The organism is Streptomyces sp. NPDC044033 (assembly GCF_056434425.1).
In genome coordinates this window covers 1-16086 of sequence record NZ_JBWKFF010000043.1, presented here as the reverse complement: position 1 = coordinate 16086, position 16086 = coordinate 1, and the positions used below count along the sequence as shown (strand labels likewise).

Genomic DNA, 16086 nt, shown 5'->3' with positions numbered 1-16086 from the left:
CGGGGTGGGCGAGGCGGTGCGTGTTACAGCAGTCCCGACAGCGGCAGGATGCGCTCGGTCAGCCGTCCGCGTAGCCGTCCCTCAGCGGCGTCGGCTTCGGTGAGCCAGTCGGCGGCGGCCAGCATTTCGGCGTGCTCGCCGACCTGCTCAGGGTCCAGGGTCCAGGGTGCAGAACGCGGCGAACTGGCCCACAGGCGGAGCCCACCGTCTTGGGGGCATTCGAGGCGGCCGTCGGGGCAGGTTTGGGCTGCGGTGTACAGGGCCAGGAGCCGCGTGGCGGCGCTCAGTGGGAAGCGCTGCTCGGCGCAGGCCGGGCGGGAGTAGGCGAGTCGGACTGCGCCGGCGGAAGGGCGGCCGTAAGGGCCCAGGCGCACCGCCCACCCCCGGCCTGCGACGCGCTCGTCTTGCCGTGTGTCGGCTTCCACCGCTATGTGCGTGCTCCCGGGTCGCTTGGTTCGTTGCTCTGTGCGGCCCCACCATCAGGGATACCGCCGCGCAGCCGACGGAGAACGGAACTTTCAGGCCCGGCGTGCCCTGAGGCTGACGGGACCAAGCTGCTGAGGGTGCTGCGCCGCTGTTGGCTGCGGCGTTGAGCGACGAGTTTCCCGGGACCGGCGACGGCGAAGAAGCGGACCGTGGAGGCGGGCTCGGTCGGCCGATGGCGCAAGGTACTGCTGCTCATCCTGGACTCGGACACCGTCACGACGGCCTTCGCCGTGGTGACGCACGATCAGCTCAGCTCAGCCCCGAAGAGAAGAAGGGCAGTACGTGACGACGCTGCCCCCGGACCTGGTCGGGCCGGGCGACTGTGCGCACAAGCGCACGCTGGCATGGTTCGGGTCGGAGTGGGTGGAACATCTGGAACAGGACGAGACGGAAGCCGTCGTCGGTACGAACGCGAGGGCTGACGCCCTGCCGCTCGTGCTCTCGGTCGCCGCCGTCTTCAGCGGCGGCGGCTCCCCGGACGCTCCCGACCCCAAGCCGACCCCGGTCAGCGCGAGGCCGGTAGCACCGCCAGCCGGCCGCCCCGCGGCACTTCCCGCAAATCTCGCGAATGCTTGACACCCATGTGACCTGCGAAAACAGCAGCGCCGGACGGATTTTCGCGGGAGTTGCGGGGCTTGCCCCCGCTCCCCGCATGCTCTCCCACGGCTCCGGAGCCACCGACCTGATCGCTCTATCCGTGGGAGACACCCATGCACACCAGCAACCTCGCCCTCGCCCTCGTCCTCGCGACGCTGGTCGCCGCCGGGTTCGGGGCGTACGTGGTGCACCAGCGCCCTTCCGCCATGGCCCCGCTGACCGTCGCCCTCGCCATCGTGGCCACCGTCGCCGCCGTGGCGGTGCTCGGTACCTGACCCGGCCCACGGTTCCACGGGAAGGGGGCGGTTCCACAACCGCGTGCGCGACAACCGCCGCATGAGGGTTCCCTCGATTCACGCACTCGATCGCCTCACGCCCTCATCGCCCTATGAGGGGTACCAGCCTGCACTGGCCGACGGTGTCGCCCTCAGCGGCGACAGTCTTCATCGTCCCTGAAAGGGGTACCAAAGCATCCATTTGCGTCCAAGAACCATCAGAAACGACCTAGTCGATGCCCGCCTGCTCGAAGCGGTGCCCCGCCTCCGCGAGACCCTTTGACACGGCCTCGGCGAACGCGGCGATCGACTCATTGTGGCGGCTCGGCACCCACACCACGGACGTCTGCCACGTCAGCGCTGCCCCGTTCAGCGGACGCCACACCAATCCCTCGGTGAGCGGGGAGGACGGGGCCTCGTTGAGGTGGATGCCACGGCCGGCGAGTACCAGACCGTGGACGAAATTCGGGTTGCGCGCGTGGCGGATGGAGCCCGGGAGGTAGCCCTCATCGCGGCAGACGGTCAGCATGTGGTCGTACAGGCGCGGAGCCATCGCTCGGGGAAAGATCACCAGCGGCGCCCCGTTCAGGTCACGCAGCCGTATGGGACCGTCGCCCGCCGCGGCGGTGTGGTCGGCGTGCAGCACCACGCCCAGCTCCCGTCGGGCGACAGGGCCGGATTCGAGGCCCACGGTGTCGGAAGGGTGGCGCACGACACCGGCGTCGAGTTCGCCTTCCCGCAGCCGCGCCAACTGCTCGTCGGTCGTGACCTCGTGAATGTCGAGCAACACGTCCGGCGCCCGTAGCGCGAATTCGGCGGTCAGGGTGCGCAGCACCCGAGGCTCGGTGTCCGGCGGCACGCCGGCCCGGAGCACGCCCGCCTCGCCGGGTCTGATCCTGCGCATCGCGTCCCGGGCGTTCTCGACCCCGGCGAGCACCGGCCGTACGTGCTCCAGGAGCAGGGCGCCGGCTTCGGTGAGCTGGACGCGATGCCGGGTGCGGTCGAAGAGCCGGACGTTCAACTCCCGTTCCAGGTCCTGGATGCGCTGCGAGAGCGGTGGCTGGGCCATTTGCAGCCGCGCCGCGGCCCGGCCGAAGTGCAGTTCGTCGGCGAGTACGGCGAAGTACCGCAGGTGACGGAGCTCCATGAGCGCACCATACCGCTGCGATATCACAGTCAGTCCCCATTGGTGTTGGCTGGATCACATCAACGCCTGTTTGCATGGCTGCTCACGGGACGTTCTCCACCGGACACCGACCCGTCACTCTCCCGCTCTGGCCCCGGTCGTGCACCGGTGGCCTCCGTATGCCTCCCGAAAGGTCTGCCACATGGCTGAGAACAGCACCGCCGGCACCGTTATCGTGTCCCGCCACCCGGTGACCTCCCTGCCCGCGGACGTCCACGTCGCCGAGGTCACCCTCAACCGCCCCGACAAGCTCAACGCATGGACCGGTGAGATGCGCGCCCGGCTCGTCGCGGCACTGGAGGAGATCGGTCGCGACGAAACGTGTCGCGCGGTCGTGCTCACCGGGGCCGGACGTGCCTTCTGCGCGGGACAGGATCTCGCGGAAACCGCGGCCATCGACCCTGACGATCACGCGGCCGCCGAGGCGTGGATTGACGACTTCGGCCTGCTGTTCCGCACCGTGCGCGCCCTGGACAAGCCGGTCATCGCCGCCGTCAACGGGGTTGCCGCCGGTTCCGGGTTTCAGTTCGCTCTCCTCGCCGACCTGCGCATCGGCCATGTCGGCGTCCGGATGGGGCAGCCGGAGGTGCTCTCCGGCATCCCGAGCATCACCGGCATCTGGGCCATGCGCGGCATCCTCGGCCGGGCCAAGACCGCCGAGTTCGCCCTCACCGGCCGGCTCGTCGGCGGGGCGGAGGCGCAGCGGCTCGGTCTGCTGTCCCTCCTCGTCGACGAGGACCAGGTCAAGGCCGAGGCGCTGGCCGAGGCCGCCCGCCTCGCGGAGCTGCCGGCGGGCGCCCTTGCGCTGACCAAGGGCCGGCTCCGCGAGCTGGACGACGCCGGTCTCGATGACGCGATCGCCGCCGCCAAGAAGGTGCACATAGCCGCCTACGCCACCGGCGAGCCGCAGCGCGAGATGGCCCGATTCCTCGCGGGACGCCGCCGCTGACCCACCGCATCGGCCGTAGCCCCAGGGTTCCGCCGCGACCGTCCCACTCCCGCGTACAACCCGCGTACAAGAGGAACTTTCATGACGTCCACCGCATCGCCGCACCCCGGGGCAGCCCTTTCCGGCGAAGGCGAACAGGTTTACCGCCGCCTCGTCGAGGATCACCAGTGGCAGGTCCCGGACCGGTACAACATGGCGGCGGATGTCGCCGACCGTCATCCCGGCGACCGGCTCGCGCTCGTCTTCGAGGACCACACCGGCCACCGCGAGGAGGTCCGCTGGCAGCAGATCCAGGACCGTTCGCGGCAGATCGCCGCCCACCTCCACGCGCTCGGCGTGCGCAAGGGCGACCGGGTCGCGGTCCTGCTGCCGCAGCGACCCGACACCCCGGCCACCTACCTCGGCGTCCTGCGTACCGGCGCCGTCCTGGTGACGATGTCCCTGCTCTGGGCCGACGAGCCCATTCGCTACCGGCTCGCCGACTCCGGTGCCGCAGTGCTGATCACCGAGACGGCCGCCCTGGACCGGACGGAGGGATTCGACGGCACCGTCGTCAACGTCGACGACCCGGCGATCGCCGCGCACCCGCCGGAGTACGAGACGGTCGACACCGCCGCCGACGACCCGGCCCTGATCTTCTACACCTCCGGCACGACCGGCGAGGCCAAGGGCATCGTGCACGCGCACCGCACACTGCTCGGGCACAACGAGTTCCACTACTGCCACGATCTGCGGTCCGGCGACGTCTTCTACGGCGCCGGTGACTGGGCCTGGTCCATGGCCAAGCTCATGGGCCCGCTACGGGCGGGCGCCGTGCACCTGGTGTACCGGCCCGCCGGCGGCTTCGACCCCGAAGGGCTGCTGGCGAGCATGGCCCGCAACAAGGTCACCACGGCCCTGGTCAACCCGACCTTCCTGCGCAAGATGAAGCAGGACGTCCCGGACGCGGGCAGCCGGTACCCCCAGTCGCTGCGGGTGGTGTGCTGCTCGAACGAACCGCTCACCACCGATCTGATCGACTGGTTCCAGGCCGAGTTCGGCGTCACGCCGCTGGACTACTACGGCTCCACCGAGTCCTACCCCCTGCTCGGCAACTTCCCCGGGGTACCGGTCAAGCCCGGTTCCATGGGCCGGCCGCTGCCCGGGTGGGACGTCGCGCTGCTGGACGCCGACGGCCAGGAGGTCTCCGTCGGGAAGCCCGGCGAGATCTGTCTGCGGGCCGGATCCAACCCCCAGTTCCCGCTCGGCTACTGGAAGCGGCCCGAGGCGTCCGCCGAGTCGTTCGGCGGGACCTGGTACCGGACCAAGGACCAGGCCGTGATGGACGAGGACGGATACTTCTGGTTCCTCGGCCGCACCGACGACGTCATCAAGACGTCCGGGTACCGTGTCGGCCCGTACGAAGTGGAGGCAGTCCTGCGACGTCACCCCGCCGTCGCCGACGCCGGTGTGGTGGGCGTTCCCGACCCCGTCCGCGGCCAGGCGGTCAAGGCGTGGATCGAGCTGAACCCCGGCCATGAGCCGGACGAGAGCCTGGCCCGGGACATCACGCGTTTCGCCCGCGCCGCGCACTCCAAGTTCGCCTATCCCCGGCTGATCGAATTCGTCGACGAACTGCCCCGCTCGGCCACCGGCAAGATCCAGCGGGCCGCCCTGCGCGCCCACGACCTCGATTCCGCCGCCCCCGCGGCCGTGACGCCACCCCGGAAGGACGGCCGGACATGACCATAGACAACCACTCGCCCTCGGCGCCCTCCGTCGCCGCCGAGGAGGCCCCCGGCACACCGTCGTCCGTGCACCGAAAGGTCGCCGCGGCGACGGCCGTCGGCAACTTCGTGGAGTGGTTCGACTCCGGGGCCTACGCGATCATGTCCGCCACGATCGCCGGGCTCTTCTTCCCGCAGTACGACAAGACCGCGGCGCTGCTCGCGACCTGGGCCGTCTTCGCGGGCGGATTCATCGCCCGACCGGCCGGCGCGGCGTTCTTCGGCCGTTACGGCGACCGGATCGGCCGCAATCGCATGCTGGCGCTGAGCGTGCTGTGCATGAGCGGCTCAACGCTCCTCATCGGCCTGCTGCCCAGCTACGCCACACTCGGCATCGCCGCCCCGATCCTCCTGTTCCTGCTGCGGGCCATGCAGGGCTTCTCCACGGGCGGCGAGTACACCGGCGCCTCGGCGTTCATCATGGAGTACGCGCCGGACGGCCGCCGCGCCCGGTACGCGTGCGTGGTGGCGCTGACCGTCGGCCTGGCGTCCGTGGCCGGAGCGCTCACCGGGCTCCTGATCACGTCGACGCTCGACGACGGGGCGCTGCGGAGCTGGGGCTGGCGCATCCCGTTCCTGCTGGCCGGTCCGCTCGGATTCATCGGCCTGTTCCTGCGCAGCCGGATCGACGACACCCCCGTCTTCCGGGCGATGGAGGAACGCAACAGCGTCCAGGACGCCCCACTGCGCGAGGCCTGGCGGGTCTGTCGCAGGCAGGTACTGACGCTGTTCGGCTACAGCATCACCAACGCCGTCGGCTACTACCTCATGAGCAGCTACATGATCGCGTACATGTCGGAGGAGGTCGGCTACACCAAATCGCAGGCCATGCTGACGAGCGTGCTGGCCATGCTCGCCTACTGCGCGGCGTGCCCGGCGGCAGCCGCAGCCAGCGACCGGTTCGGTCGCAAGCCGATGCTGCTCGTGGCGTGCGGCGGCTTCGCGGTGACGACACTGCCCGCGTTCTGGCTGATCGGCACCGGGCTGCCGGGCGCCATCATCGGCACGGCCGTCCTCGCGGTGCTGGTGTCGATCATCGGTACGTCCAACGTGCCCGCGATGGCCGAGGCGTTCCCCAGCCAACTCCGCGCCAGCGGTTCCGCCATCGGCTATACGGCCGCGTACGTGCTCTTCGGCGGCACCGCGCCGTTCGTGGCGACCGGCCTCGTCTCCCTGGCGGGCACTCCACTCGCCCCCGGCTTCTACCTGATGGCCCTGGCGACCGTGTCGGCCTTGGTGGTGCTGTTCTCCTTCCGGGAGACACTGCGACTGCCGCTGGCGCGGACGACTGTGCTGGAGAAGTAGCGGCGGACCCGGAACCCCGTGCTCGAAGAACGAATGGTCTCGGGGCTGCCGGTTGCCGGAGACACCAAACACCCCCGTTGCCGCGGCCTCGCAGCCCGAAGTCTTCGCGCAAAGCAGTGAACGCGCGTCGACCAGATACGAGACGGTCACGGCCGCCTGCGCGATCGGTCCACGTCTTCGGCCGCACCGCCTGAGACCGGGACCAGCGCGAGAGTACGAAGCGCGGGGTCGTGCGTCGCGGCATCAGCGCAAGGTGTATCCGCCGTCGGGGTACAGCGTCGACCCGGTCGTGTAACCGTTGGTGAAGAGGAAGAGCACCGCGTGCGCCACCTCATCCTCCGTACCGAGCCGGTGCAGCACGGTGTCGTGGCGGTACTGCGCGAACGCGGCCTCCCGGTCCGGCGCCGGCCGGTGGGCCCACAGGTTCCCGTCGATGGTGCCGGGCGAGACGACATTGACGCGCACCGGCGCGAGCTCCATGGCGAGCCCGCGGCCCAACCCCTCGATCGCGGCATTGCAGGCCGCGTAGGCGGGGGCCGCGCCGGGCGGCCGCGCCCCGGCGGCCCCCGCCATGAGAACGACCGACCCGCCGGGCGACAGCTTCGGCGCCGCGTGCCGCACTGCGTGATACTGACCCCAGAACTTGGAGACAAAGGGACTTTCGGCGTCCTGCGCACTGAGCTCCCGCAGCGCGCCGACGCGATAGGACGCCGCGGAGGTGAACAGGTGATCCACCTGGTCGAGCTCGCCGAAGAACGCTGCGAGCGACGCGTCATCGGTCACGTCGACGGTCTGCCACCGCGTACCGCTGCCCAACTTCTGTGCCGCCGCAGCGAGACGCCCTGCCGTGCGACCGCCCAACACCACACGCGCTCCTGCGGCGACGGCCTGGTGAGCCACGCGCAAACCGATACCCGATCCTCCGCCGACCAGGACGACGGTGCGGTCTGTGAGCAGGCCTTCCTGCGATGGGTGAGCAGACGGTGACGGCATACGGCAGGCTCCTTGGCTCGCTCCTGGCGGGGGACGGATCAGCACGCTGAACTCTCTTGATCCACTTACTCTCAATCCAGGAGTGGACGCACGCATTCCCACAACCCGGCAACGGCCTTCGGCGTGGGCCTATGGGCGGTGAGGGCGGTGAGGGCGATGCGGTGCGTGTTTGAGCGGTCCCGACAGTCCCGGCAGCGGCAGGATGCGCCAGGTCAACCGTCCGTGCAGCCGTCTCTCAGCGGTGTCGGATGCGGAGAAGACGCGTCATCCGGTTGCCGCCAGGCGTTGCCGTACGACGAAGTCGTGCAGGGCCTCGTGTGCCGTGGCTGTGTCCGGCAGTTCCGTAGCCGCCTGGGCCTCCTCCAGCACCGCGTGCAGCTGCTGGACGTCCTTCGCGGCGCGCTCCGCCGCGATCTCGGTCGACGCGGCGTGTTCGGCGGCGGCCTTTGCGGCGATCAGGTCCGGCAGGTACCCCGGCGTGGTCACCTCGCCGAGCAGGGTCAGCAGGTCGGCTTGTATCTCGCCGCTGCGCATCAGGTGGATGCCGGTCAGGAGCGCTCCAGCCGGCCGGACTGGCCCGCCTCCTGCGCCGGCACGATGTGCCGGGCCGGTTCTGCGCGGATTGCGGCAACCCCATCACTGACCGCCATCCGCGATAGTCCGGCGCCTGGGTCACGCCCGACAGCGACTCCGGCCCCTTGTACGGAGACCCCTACACCAGACCCGCCGATCCGGAGCCGCTGCTCGGGACGCGCACCGACAAGGAGTTCGGCACCCCGCACCGTCCCGCCTGATGCCTTCTTCGGGGTTCCGCCTTCTGGGGCGGGCCTGAGTTTCGGCACTGCCGTGGGGGCCGCGTACCGTACGGGCAGGAAGAACGGATGGAAACCCGCACCGATTTCATCCCCGTCATGGACAAGATTCGCGTCCCCCTCGTATGGGTTCGGGCCAGCCACGGTGGTCGCCGGACAGCGTCAGTGCGGCCGGGCCCACAGCAACAGCAAAGGTCCGCACCTACCTGCGGCGCCGGGGAATCAGGCATGCTGTTCGGTGCCGTTCTCTGATCCCGTTGAGTAGTTCGCGACGGGGACCGGGGAGGTGGGCGGGAGCCAGGTGAGCATCCAGCCGGCGGTAAGCGCCGCCGCGCCGCCTGCCAGGGCGATTGCGCCGCCTGTTCCGATGCCTGTGGCCACCGAGCCGAAGCAGGCCGGCACCGTGCAGGCTTGCCCGGACGGCCCTGCCATCGCCCCGAGCGCTGCCGGGTGTGCCGCCGGACCCTTCCAGCTGCAGCCGGGGCAGCCGGATGCGGATAGCGAGCGCGCAGCCGAGGCAAAGGGCGGCGCTTACCGCGAGCGCCCGGTGCGGGCCGAGTACCGCGACGACCGCACCTCCCAGCGCCAGACCGAACAATTGCGCGCCGGAGGAGGCGATGTTGTTCAGTGAACGGCCCAGCACATAGGTGTCGCCCTCCAGGCACTGCGCGACCAGCCGGCTCGACGCGCCGCTGAACACCGGTGTGGCGAGGACGATCAGTGCCACGACACCGAGGCTTGCCGCGACCAGCATCCTCACCAGGGCGATCAGCAGGGCGGCGCGGCGCACGTCAAGGCGTAGCCGCCGGTGGTGAGCGTGCGGGGCGGCAGTTGGTCGGCCAGTGAGCCCAGCAGCAGCGAGCCGAACAGCTGCGGGATGAAGCCGATGCCGAAGGCCAGTGCGCTCAGTAGCGCGGAGCCGGTGGCCGAGAAGACCAGCACCGAGAACGTGGCGATCCGCATCGCGTCCGCAGTGATCGCGACGGTGCGGGTTGAGAAGAGCAGCCGGAATCGAGGCTCGGCCAGTACCTCCCGGTAGGTGGCACGGTGGTTGCCCTGCGCGGGCCCGGCGGTTGGGGTCATGACGCGCAGCCTCGCCGTGCGCCCACGCCACTCACCAATGATTCGTCACTGGACGAATCGGAACAGACGTCCCGCATAGCATGACAGGGTGCTCCGCTTCGAACTCTCCGTCGAGGACCTGCTGCGCAGCTGCTTCGCACTCTCCCCCGCGATGGATCTCTGATTCCTGCTGCGCTTGCTCGCCGGCCCAAACCGGCCGCCGCCGCGAGCCTGGGCCACCCGGCTCCTGCCGGCCTTTGAACGGCTTCGCCGCGAGACCGAACTGAACGCCGCCCTCGCCCTGCACACCCCGCAAGGCGGACCGAACTTCGTCGCCCCGCCCCCGCGCGGCCTCAACCAGACCTGGGCGGACGACCTGGCCATGATCCGGGCCACACCGTTGGAAGCGGCCCGCCACGAATTCGCCACCACCGCGACCGGCCCGTCCGCCCGCGATCCCCGCGTACGCGCAGTGCTGGACTCGACGGACGCCGTTCCCAGGATCGCCGAGGCGATGGACCAGGCGTGGCACGAGCTGCTCGCCGCGGACTGGCCGCAACTGCGCGCGATCTGTGAGCGCGATGTCGTGCACCGGGTGGGGGTGATCGGCGAACACGGCTGGGCCACGACCATCGAGAGCCTGCACCCGGGCATCGCCTGGCAAACCGGCGGTATCGAGATCGGCTTCTTCCGAGGCGGAACAGTCCGCCTCGCCGGCGGCGGGCTCCTGCTGATCCCTTCGGTCTTCGTCGGGCATATCGCCGCCCACCTGGACGACCCCTGGCCCAGGACCTTGATCTATCCTGCCCGCGGCACCGCGGCCCTGTGGGGCGAACAGGAGACTGGGGTGCCCCGAAGTTTCCGGACAGGGACCCAATAGGGTTGCCCTGAACAGGAAACGAGGAAGCAGAAGTGGCACCACCCAGCAAGTACTCACCGGAGTTCCGCGAGGAAGCCATCCAGATCGCCCTTCGGTCCAGCAAGACTATCTCCGAGACAGCTCGTGAACTTGAACTGAATCCGGAGACCCTCCGGGGCTGGGTGAAGAAGCATCAGAAACAGCGCGAGCAACCCGCTGATGCGGGACTTTCGATGAGTGAGCGGGCTCGTCTCAAAGAGCTCGAACGCCGCATTCGCGAAGTCGAGATGGAGAACTCCTTCCTGAAAAAATGCGCGGCGTACTTCGCGAAGGATCCCCGGTAGCGAGCAAGTACGAGTTCATCGATGAGATGCGGCTCGACACGGTGGAGTACGCATACAGTGTCGAGTTCATGTGTGATCGGCTCGACGTTTCCAAGTCCGGCTACTACAATTGGCGCGGCCGACCGGAATCCGCGACGGCCCAGCGGCGCGAGGAACTGAAACTGCTCATCAAGAAGGCATTCGAGGATTCCGAAAGCACCTACGGCTACCGGCGCTCCACGCCTAGCTGCGCCGCTGGGAGCTGGTGCGTCGGCTCATGCGCGAGCTGGGCCTTGAGCCCTGCCGGCCCAAGCCGAAACGCTTCAACCTCACCCAACCCACTCGTGGCGCAGTACCGGACCTCATCGGCCGCCACTTCACCGCCGATGCGCCAGGCGAAAAGCTCATCGGCGACATCACTTACATTCCCACTGGGGAAGGATGGCTGTATTTGGCGACCGTCATCGACTGCTGCACGAAGGAAGTCGTCGGATACGCGATGGACGACCACTACCAGACGCCGCTGATATCCCGAGCCATCCGCAACGCCGCACGGAATAGGAAACTCACACCGGGTGCCATATTCCACTCCGACCGCGCGGAAGCAACTGCATGTCAGCGGAGTTTGCCTTGGAGTTGAAACGGGTCGGACTCCGCGGCTCTGCCGGCCGTACGGGAATCTATTTCGGCAACGCCATGGCCGAATCGTTCTTCAGCGTCCTGAAGAACGAGCGTGTATCGCGGGTGACTTACCTGACCCGGGAGGCGGCCCGGCAGGACATCACCCGCTACATCGAGTTTTGGTATAATCACAAACGCCTTCACTCGGCGGTGGATTACCGATCCCCACGCGAAGTTCACGCCGAACATCAGAAGTTGCGAATCGCCGCGTGAAATAACGGTCGACGCCTGTCCGGAAAACGTGAGGCCCCTCAGGCCCCGGGACAGACCGGGCGCTGCGACAGTGAGCCATTTCCATCTTGATCAGGTGGCGAGTTCGAGTGCGACGACGGCACGGACGACGGCAGTGATCCGGGTGGTGCTGCAGCGGAGTTTCCGCAGGAGCCGCCAGCATTTGAGGGTGGCCATGACGCGTTCGCCGAGGCTGCGGATCTTGGCGTGATCGCGGTTGTGACGCCGGCGCCAGCCGCGCAGGTTCTTGCCCTGGAACGGGACGCGGACAGCAGGGCCTGCGCCCTGATATGCCTTGTCCGCCCAGCACTTGACGTCGTCGGTGGTCAGGGCGGCGGGAATGCCGTGGGTCCGGGCGGCGGTCAGATCGTGCACGGCTCCGGGCAGGGCGCCCGAAGCCCAGATCAGACGGCCGGCTGGATCCGTGAGTATCTGCACGTTCATCCCGTGGTGCTTCTTCTTCTCCGAGTAGTACGGCTGGTCGGCAGCGATGCGGTCGATCGGCAGCACGGTGCCGTCGAGGATCACATACGCCGTCTCCCGGACGGCCGTCATGGCCTGTTCCAGCGTGGGAGCGAGGGCGGCCAGGAGGTCGACGGCCTCGCGTATGTATCCGGTGGACCGTCGTGATCCCGATGCGGAAACCTGCTGCGAGGCGGGCGTAGGTGTCGCCGCAGCGCAGGTGGGCCAGGACGAGCAGGGCCTGCCGGCCGCAGGTGAGGCGATGCCACCGGCAGCCGATGCGGCGGCGGTGACCTGCGAGGAGACCGGAGAGGTGCTTCAGGGTGCGGCTGGACAGATCGATACCGGAGGGGTAGACAAGCGCGCGAAAGCTCCTGGAGGACTGGTGATCTTGGTTGTGAACCCGTCTGCCAGGAGCTTTCTTCATGCCCACCGCCGGGGTCTCCCGTCCAGCCACCCGTCAGGTTGGAAACGGCTCAGTACATGCGCCCGCGCCTTCGGTATGCAGTGTGTTCACGAGCGCGCATGCTTGTCCGAACTACTCAGCTCACGGACTGACTGGGCCGATCGCGGGCGGAGTTGCTAAAAGTAGTGGGCAACAATCTCGGCGTACGGGAGTATCCGGGCGTGTCGCGCCTCGAACTCCTGCCTGATCGCTGGCCTCGATCAGTCTCCGGCTCGCACCATGAACACCGCGTCCCAACTCAGCCGGCGTCCAAGGCGTCTGCCCGCCGCGTCAGGTCCGCCGCGACGCGATCCCAGTCCGGTCCGTGAAGCCACAAGTTCTCGGCAGCCTCGCGCATCAGCGCTGGCTCATCAGGTCGCTGCAGCAGCACCAACCGGTAGGACAGGTTGCGAACCCAGACCGGCAAACGACCATCGACCACGTGCGGGCAGAGCTCACGGAGCATGGCGAGGATCGAATCTGCGTCAGCGAAAGTCAGTTCCTCGACGAAGTAGTGCTCCTGGTGGTCGAGGTCGCAGTCAGGCGTCGGTCCGAACTCGTCTCCATAGAGACACCGGGCGTGCTCCGCCAAGGTGCTGTGCATGTCCTGGAGCCTATGACGCCTTGATCCGCGGGAACGAAGCGATCATCTGGAGGGTGCCCAGTGGTATTTTGACCCGAAATCGCGGGAGGGGTGAGTAGGCGGGTGGACAGAGACCGGCGGCATGCAGCTGTCGTGGTACTCCGCGAGCTCGGGCGAAGCCACGATTACCGTGACCGGGCGGATGCCGGTCACGGCCTGGCAGGCTTCGCCGAGATGCAGGAGGCCCTTGGGCCACTGCTGGAGCTCGTGCTCGACGCAGGTGACACCTTCGTCACCCGAGTGACTGCGGAAGCCGTGCTGCGGCGAAAGGACAGGACCGGGTTGGCGGTGGTCGCCTCTGCACTGGCAGTCGCCGACTCGAATCACAGCGATTGGATCCATACCGCACTTCACGATGTGTTCAGTATCTTCTCCGAGGACCGGGACAACGCGATGCAGTTGTGCGAGGAGATGTTGCGGGACACTGACGACCGCGTTGCCCTGGGGGCTCGTCAGATGCACGAAGCTCTGGCCGAGATCGCCCCCGCTCTCCGCCCCATGTAGCACGGGGCGGACACTGCTGTCAGAGCGCAGGTGCTCGATTATCCATCCGGGCATCCTGCCGGGCTCAGCTCCATGAGCGGACCGGCATTCCGCCGGCTGTCGCGTCGGCACTCAGCGTTCTGGCTCGGCATTGGTTTGTCCGACGTCGCGGTGGAAGTCGGGCATGCCGAGGTGGACGGTGGTCAGTTGGGCAACACGGTCACGCATGGCCTCCAGCTTCCGTGAGCTGTACTGAGATTTGTGGAATCCCTGATGCCAGGGTTACGGTCCTGGCGAAGGAGAACCACCAGCACCATGGCAGCACCACGTAAGTACCCGGATGAACTGCGCGAGCGCGCGATCCGTGAGGTCCGCGCCACCGGCCGCCCGATCGCCCACGTCGCGAAGGACCTCGGCATCCACAAGGAGGCCCTGCGCGGCTGGGTCCGCCAGGCCGAGGCCGACCGCGGCGAGCGGGACGACCGGCTCACGGCTGCCGAGCTCGACGAGCTGAAACAACTTCGCAGGGAGAATGCGGAGTTGAGGCGGGCGAACGAGATCCTGAAAGCCGCTTCGGTGATTTTTGCCCAGGAGATCGACCGTCCCCGGACGAGGCCGAGCAGGTGATCGACCACCTGCGTGACAACGGTCTCGGGGTCGATCCCGTCTGCCGGGTGCTGGAGCTGTCGCCGTCGACGTACTTCGCACGCAAGAAACGGCCGAAGTCCGCCCGACGGCTCCGCGACGAGCAGCTCATGCCGCTGATCGAAGAGGTCCACGCCGAGTCGGGCGGCACCTACGGCGCCCGCCGGATCACGCGGGCCCTGGGGCGCAAGGGCGTCGAGGTGGCCCGCTGCACCGTCGAGCGGCTGATGGCAGAGCTGGGCCTGGAGGGCGTCATCCGTGGCCGGCGGCGCCGGACCACGGTCCCCGAGCCGTCGGCGCCGCGTCCGCCGGACCTGGTCGACCGCGACTTCACCGCCTCGCGACCCGACCAGCTGTGGGTGGCGGACATGACGTATGTCCGGACCTGGTCGGGGTGGGCGTATGTGGCGTTCGTCCTGGACGTGTACTCGCGGATGATCGTCGGCTGGCAGGTCGCGAACCACATGCAGACAGAACTCCCGCTGGATGCTCTGGAGATGGCGTTGTGGCGGCGTCGGATCAAGAAGGGTTCCGGGCTGATACATCACAGCGACCGCGGTTCGCGATACGTATCAATTCGGTATACTGGTCGGCTCTCTGACATCGGTGCCTCCGCGTCGGTCGGCTCCGTCGCGGACAGCTACGACAACGCGATGGCCGAGGCCCTGAACGGCACCTTCAAGGCCGAGCTGATCGAGTTGCAGGGCCCCTGGAAGCGTCGACCAGGTCGAGCGGGCGATCTTCCGATGGATCACCTGGTACAACCAAGAACGGCTCCACTCCGCGCTCGACTACGTTCCGCCGGCCGAGTACGAAGAAGCCTTCTGGCGGAGCCAGGAGCAACCCCCGCAGTCCGCCTGAACCAATCAAGATCGGACTCTACGAAACTCGGGGCAGCTCACAACTCGCCCTCGCTGCCGCACAGATCCAACACCTTGCCCTGCGCAACGTACGACTCCAAGAGGCGCTGGAGGAGGCGTCGAACGTCACGAGCATCAACAGCAGGACACCACGTCGTTGAACAAGCAACCGCAAGATCCTGTGCTATGAAGACGCCGCCGTCGGGGTCCAAGGTCGAGGAGCGGTCAACGGTCAGTCCTCAACCCCGTCCACAACCCTGCCGCCACTACATTCTGGTACCCACCCGTACGCGAATGCCGCGCCGGCGCGCCTCGACGAGGTGGGCGCGGGTCGCGGCATGGGAGCCCGTCCGGCCGGTCACCCGGTCGTGTCCCTCGTCGGTGTCGGCGTAGTACGAGGTAGCCAGAGCGACCCCGGGCCGGGTGAAGAGGGCCCAGTGTTCACGGCGGACACGGTAGAGGTTCGAGTACACCTGAACGCCGAGCCCTTGCGCGAGGGCGTGTTCCACGAGCTCGGCGAAACCGGGGTACAACGTCGGCTCGCCACTGATGAACTGGACCTTCGCGACTCCGAGCACGGCGGCCTCGCTGATGACCCGCTTCCAGTCCTCGCCGCTCATCACGCCGTGCCCCCAGACCGGGCCCGCTGCGGCGTAGCAATGCGCAGCTTACGTCAGCTGGCAGCGGCGAGTGATCTCCAGCTCAAGGAAGCCAGGTGTGACGGGGACCGTCGTGGTCGCGGATCCGGGTGCGAGCGTCACAAGCAGTCCCTTCAGTTGAGCTCCACGGTGGACTCACCGCCCTCTCCGGGAAAGAGCCCGGCCGATCGTTCTCAGGCGAAGGAAGCGCGCAAGCACCCATAGCTCCCCGGCCGCCGACAGGGGGCCGGACAGGGCGATCCTGTCCGGTCCTGGCCTCAGAATCACCATGAGGTTCCCCCGAGATGCGAAAGATGCTGACAGCGGGTCAGATGGGACTCATGAGAGGACCCGTGACCATGGCTGCACCCCGGAAATACTCGCT

18 protein-coding genes and 3 pseudogenes are annotated in these 16086 nt (G+C 68.2%); 12 read left to right on the top strand and 9 right to left on the bottom strand.

Features of this window, described 5'->3' with window-relative positions:
* Positions 1 to 23: 23 nt before the first annotated feature.
* Positions 24 to 425, bottom strand: a complete 402-nt coding sequence (locus tag AC07AB_RS39290; protein ID WP_478577278.1) for a hypothetical protein — start codon at positions 423 to 425, stop codon at positions 24 to 26.
* Positions 426 to 768: 343 nt separating this feature from the next.
* Here AC07AB_RS39290 and AC07AB_RS39285 point away from each other — a divergent pair, with 343 nt between their 5' ends.
* Both AC07AB_RS39285 and AC07AB_RS39280 read left to right on the top strand, forming a co-directional pair.
* Complete coding sequence (locus tag AC07AB_RS39285) at positions 769 to 1062, top strand: hypothetical protein (RefSeq protein ID WP_478577276.1); 294 nt, start codon at positions 769 to 771, stop codon at positions 1060 to 1062.
* Positions 1063 to 1196: 134 nt separating this feature from the next.
* The gene (locus AC07AB_RS39280; RefSeq protein WP_478577275.1) at positions 1197 to 1358 is read left to right on the top strand and encodes a hypothetical protein; all 162 of its coding nucleotides are present in this window, start codon (positions 1197 to 1199) and stop codon (positions 1356 to 1358) included.
* 229 nt (positions 1359 to 1587) lie between these two features.
* Here AC07AB_RS39280 and AC07AB_RS39275 read toward each other — a convergent pair whose 3' ends face one another.
* Positions 1588 to 2505 carry a LysR family transcriptional regulator gene (locus tag AC07AB_RS39275; RefSeq protein ID WP_478577274.1) on the bottom strand — a complete coding sequence of 306 codons (918 nt, stop codon included), beginning with the start codon at positions 2503 to 2505 and terminating at the stop codon, positions 1588 to 1590.
* 181 nt (positions 2506 to 2686) lie between these two features.
* On the opposite strand from AC07AB_RS39275, the gene AC07AB_RS39270 reads away from it, so the two are divergent.
* The 3 genes from AC07AB_RS39270 to AC07AB_RS39260 all read left to right on the top strand — a co-directional run bounded on the left by AC07AB_RS39270 (position 2687) and on the right by AC07AB_RS39260 (position 6564).
* Positions 2687 to 3493 carry an enoyl-CoA hydratase/isomerase family protein gene (locus AC07AB_RS39270; RefSeq protein WP_478577272.1) on the top strand — a complete coding sequence of 269 codons (807 nt, stop codon included), beginning with the start codon at positions 2687 to 2689 and terminating at the stop codon, positions 3491 to 3493.
* Positions 3494 to 3574: 81 nt separating this feature from the next.
* On the top strand, positions 3575 to 5218 hold the full coding sequence (locus tag AC07AB_RS39265) for an acetate--CoA ligase (protein WP_478577270.1): 1644 nt from the start codon (positions 3575 to 3577) through the stop codon (positions 5216 to 5218).
* Positions 5215 to 6564, top strand: a complete 1350-nt coding sequence (locus AC07AB_RS39260) for an MFS transporter (RefSeq protein WP_478577269.1) — start codon at positions 5215 to 5217, stop codon at positions 6562 to 6564. The genes AC07AB_RS39265 and AC07AB_RS39260 overlap by 4 nt, the downstream gene beginning before the upstream one ends.
* A gap of 243 nt (positions 6565 to 6807) precedes the next feature.
* Here AC07AB_RS39260 and AC07AB_RS39255 read toward each other — a convergent pair whose 3' ends face one another.
* The 4 genes from AC07AB_RS39255 to AC07AB_RS39240 form a co-directional block, all read right to left on the bottom strand.
* Positions 6808 to 7557 (bottom strand): SDR family oxidoreductase, encoded by a 750-nt coding sequence (locus AC07AB_RS39255; protein ID WP_478577266.1) that lies wholly within the window; start codon positions 7555 to 7557, stop codon positions 6808 to 6810.
* Between the two features lie 264 nt (positions 7558 to 7821).
* Entirely contained in the window at positions 7822 to 8091 is a 270-nt protein-coding gene (locus AC07AB_RS39250; RefSeq protein WP_478577264.1) for a hypothetical protein, read from the bottom strand.
* Between the two features lie 480 nt (positions 8092 to 8571).
* Entirely contained in the window at positions 8572 to 9159 is a 588-nt protein-coding gene (locus tag AC07AB_RS39245; protein ID WP_478577262.1) for a hypothetical protein, read from the bottom strand.
* On the bottom strand, positions 9138 to 9452 hold the full coding sequence (locus tag AC07AB_RS39240) for a hypothetical protein (RefSeq protein ID WP_478577259.1): 315 nt from the start codon (positions 9450 to 9452) through the stop codon (positions 9138 to 9140). Before AC07AB_RS39240 ends, AC07AB_RS39245 begins: the two co-directional genes overlap by 22 nt.
* 175 nt (positions 9453 to 9627) lie before the next feature.
* Here AC07AB_RS39240 and AC07AB_RS39235 point away from each other — a divergent pair, with 175 nt between their 5' ends.
* From AC07AB_RS39235 to AC07AB_RS39220, 4 genes are all read left to right on the top strand, one after another.
* Positions 9628 to 10311 carry a hypothetical protein gene (locus AC07AB_RS39235; protein WP_478577258.1) on the top strand — a complete coding sequence of 228 codons (684 nt, stop codon included), beginning with the start codon at positions 9628 to 9630 and terminating at the stop codon, positions 10309 to 10311.
* Positions 10312 to 10343: 32 nt separating this feature from the next.
* A complete protein-coding gene (locus AC07AB_RS39230; RefSeq protein ID WP_478577257.1) occupies positions 10344 to 10634 on the top strand; it encodes a transposase in 291 nt (96 codons plus the stop codon).
* Between the two features lie 256 nt (positions 10635 to 10890).
* On the top strand, positions 10891 to 11253 hold the full coding sequence (locus AC07AB_RS39225) for a DDE-type integrase/transposase/recombinase (protein ID WP_478577255.1): 363 nt from the start codon (positions 10891 to 10893) through the stop codon (positions 11251 to 11253).
* The gene (locus AC07AB_RS39220) at positions 11244 to 11507 is read left to right on the top strand and encodes an IS3 family transposase (protein WP_478577252.1); all 264 of its coding nucleotides are present in this window, start codon (positions 11244 to 11246) and stop codon (positions 11505 to 11507) included. The genes AC07AB_RS39225 and AC07AB_RS39220 overlap by 10 nt, the downstream gene beginning before the upstream one ends.
* A 90-nt stretch (positions 11508 to 11597) precedes the next feature.
* On the opposite strand, the pseudogene AC07AB_RS39215 reads toward AC07AB_RS39220, so the two are convergent.
* Both AC07AB_RS39215 and AC07AB_RS39210 read right to left on the bottom strand, forming a co-directional pair.
* Positions 11598 to 12330: pseudogene (locus tag AC07AB_RS39215) on the bottom strand (transposase family protein).
* 361 nt (positions 12331 to 12691) lie between these two features.
* Positions 12692 to 13036 carry an RNA-binding protein gene (locus tag AC07AB_RS39210; RefSeq protein ID WP_478577250.1) on the bottom strand — a complete coding sequence of 115 codons (345 nt, stop codon included), beginning with the start codon at positions 13034 to 13036 and terminating at the stop codon, positions 12692 to 12694.
* Between the two features lie 132 nt (positions 13037 to 13168).
* On the opposite strand from AC07AB_RS39210, the gene AC07AB_RS39205 reads away from it, so the two are divergent.
* From AC07AB_RS39205 to AC07AB_RS39195, 3 genes and pseudogenes are all read left to right on the top strand, one after another.
* A complete protein-coding gene (locus AC07AB_RS39205; RefSeq protein WP_478577248.1) occupies positions 13169 to 13579 on the top strand; it encodes a hypothetical protein in 411 nt (136 codons plus the stop codon).
* Positions 13580 to 13651: 72 nt separating this feature from the next.
* Positions 13652 to 13804 (top strand): hypothetical protein, encoded by a 153-nt coding sequence (locus AC07AB_RS39200; protein ID WP_478577247.1) that lies wholly within the window; start codon positions 13652 to 13654, stop codon positions 13802 to 13804.
* A 69-nt stretch (positions 13805 to 13873) separates the two neighbouring features.
* A pseudogene (locus AC07AB_RS39195) lies at positions 13874 to 15064 on the top strand (IS3 family transposase).
* Between the two features lie 265 nt (positions 15065 to 15329).
* Here the strand turns inward: AC07AB_RS39195 and AC07AB_RS39190 are convergent.
* Positions 15330 to 15713, bottom strand: a pseudogene (locus tag AC07AB_RS39190) (radical SAM protein); the annotation flags it as partial.
* Positions 15714 to 16086: the final 373 nt, after the last annotated feature.

What these genes read in the sequence shown, in the direction of transcription:
- AC07AB_RS39280 (WP_478577275.1), top strand. Translation starts at nt 1,197, where the DNA reads ATGCACACCAGCAACCTCGCCCTCGCCCTCGTCCTCGCGACGCTGGTC.
- AC07AB_RS39275 (WP_478577274.1), bottom strand. Translation starts at nt 2,505, where the DNA reads ATGGAGCTCCGTCACCTGCGGTACTTCGCCGTACTCGCCGACGAACTG.
- AC07AB_RS39270 (WP_478577272.1), top strand. Translation starts at nt 2,687, where the DNA reads ATGGCTGAGAACAGCACCGCCGGCACCGTTATCGTGTCCCGCCACCCG.
- AC07AB_RS39265 (WP_478577270.1), top strand. Translation starts at nt 3,575, where the DNA reads ATGACGTCCACCGCATCGCCGCACCCCGGGGCAGCCCTTTCCGGCGAA.
- AC07AB_RS39260 (WP_478577269.1), top strand. Translation starts at nt 5,215, where the DNA reads ATGACCATAGACAACCACTCGCCCTCGGCGCCCTCCGTCGCCGCCGAG.
- AC07AB_RS39255 (WP_478577266.1), bottom strand. Translation starts at nt 7,557, where the DNA reads ATGCCGTCACCGTCTGCTCACCCATCGCAGGAAGGCCTGCTCACAGAC.
- AC07AB_RS39250 (WP_478577264.1), bottom strand. Translation starts at nt 8,091, where the DNA reads ATGCGCAGCGGCGAGATACAAGCCGACCTGCTGACCCTGCTCGGCGAG.
- AC07AB_RS39240 (WP_478577259.1), bottom strand. Translation starts at nt 9,452, where the DNA reads ATGACCCCAACCGCCGGGCCCGCGCAGGGCAACCACCGTGCCACCTAC.
- AC07AB_RS39225 (WP_478577255.1), top strand. Translation starts at nt 10,891, where the DNA reads ATGCGCGAGCTGGGCCTTGAGCCCTGCCGGCCCAAGCCGAAACGCTTC.
- AC07AB_RS39210 (WP_478577250.1), bottom strand. Translation starts at nt 13,036, where the DNA reads ATGCACAGCACCTTGGCGGAGCACGCCCGGTGTCTCTATGGAGACGAG.
- AC07AB_RS39200 (WP_478577247.1), top strand. Translation starts at nt 13,652, where the DNA reads ATGAGCGGACCGGCATTCCGCCGGCTGTCGCGTCGGCACTCAGCGTTC.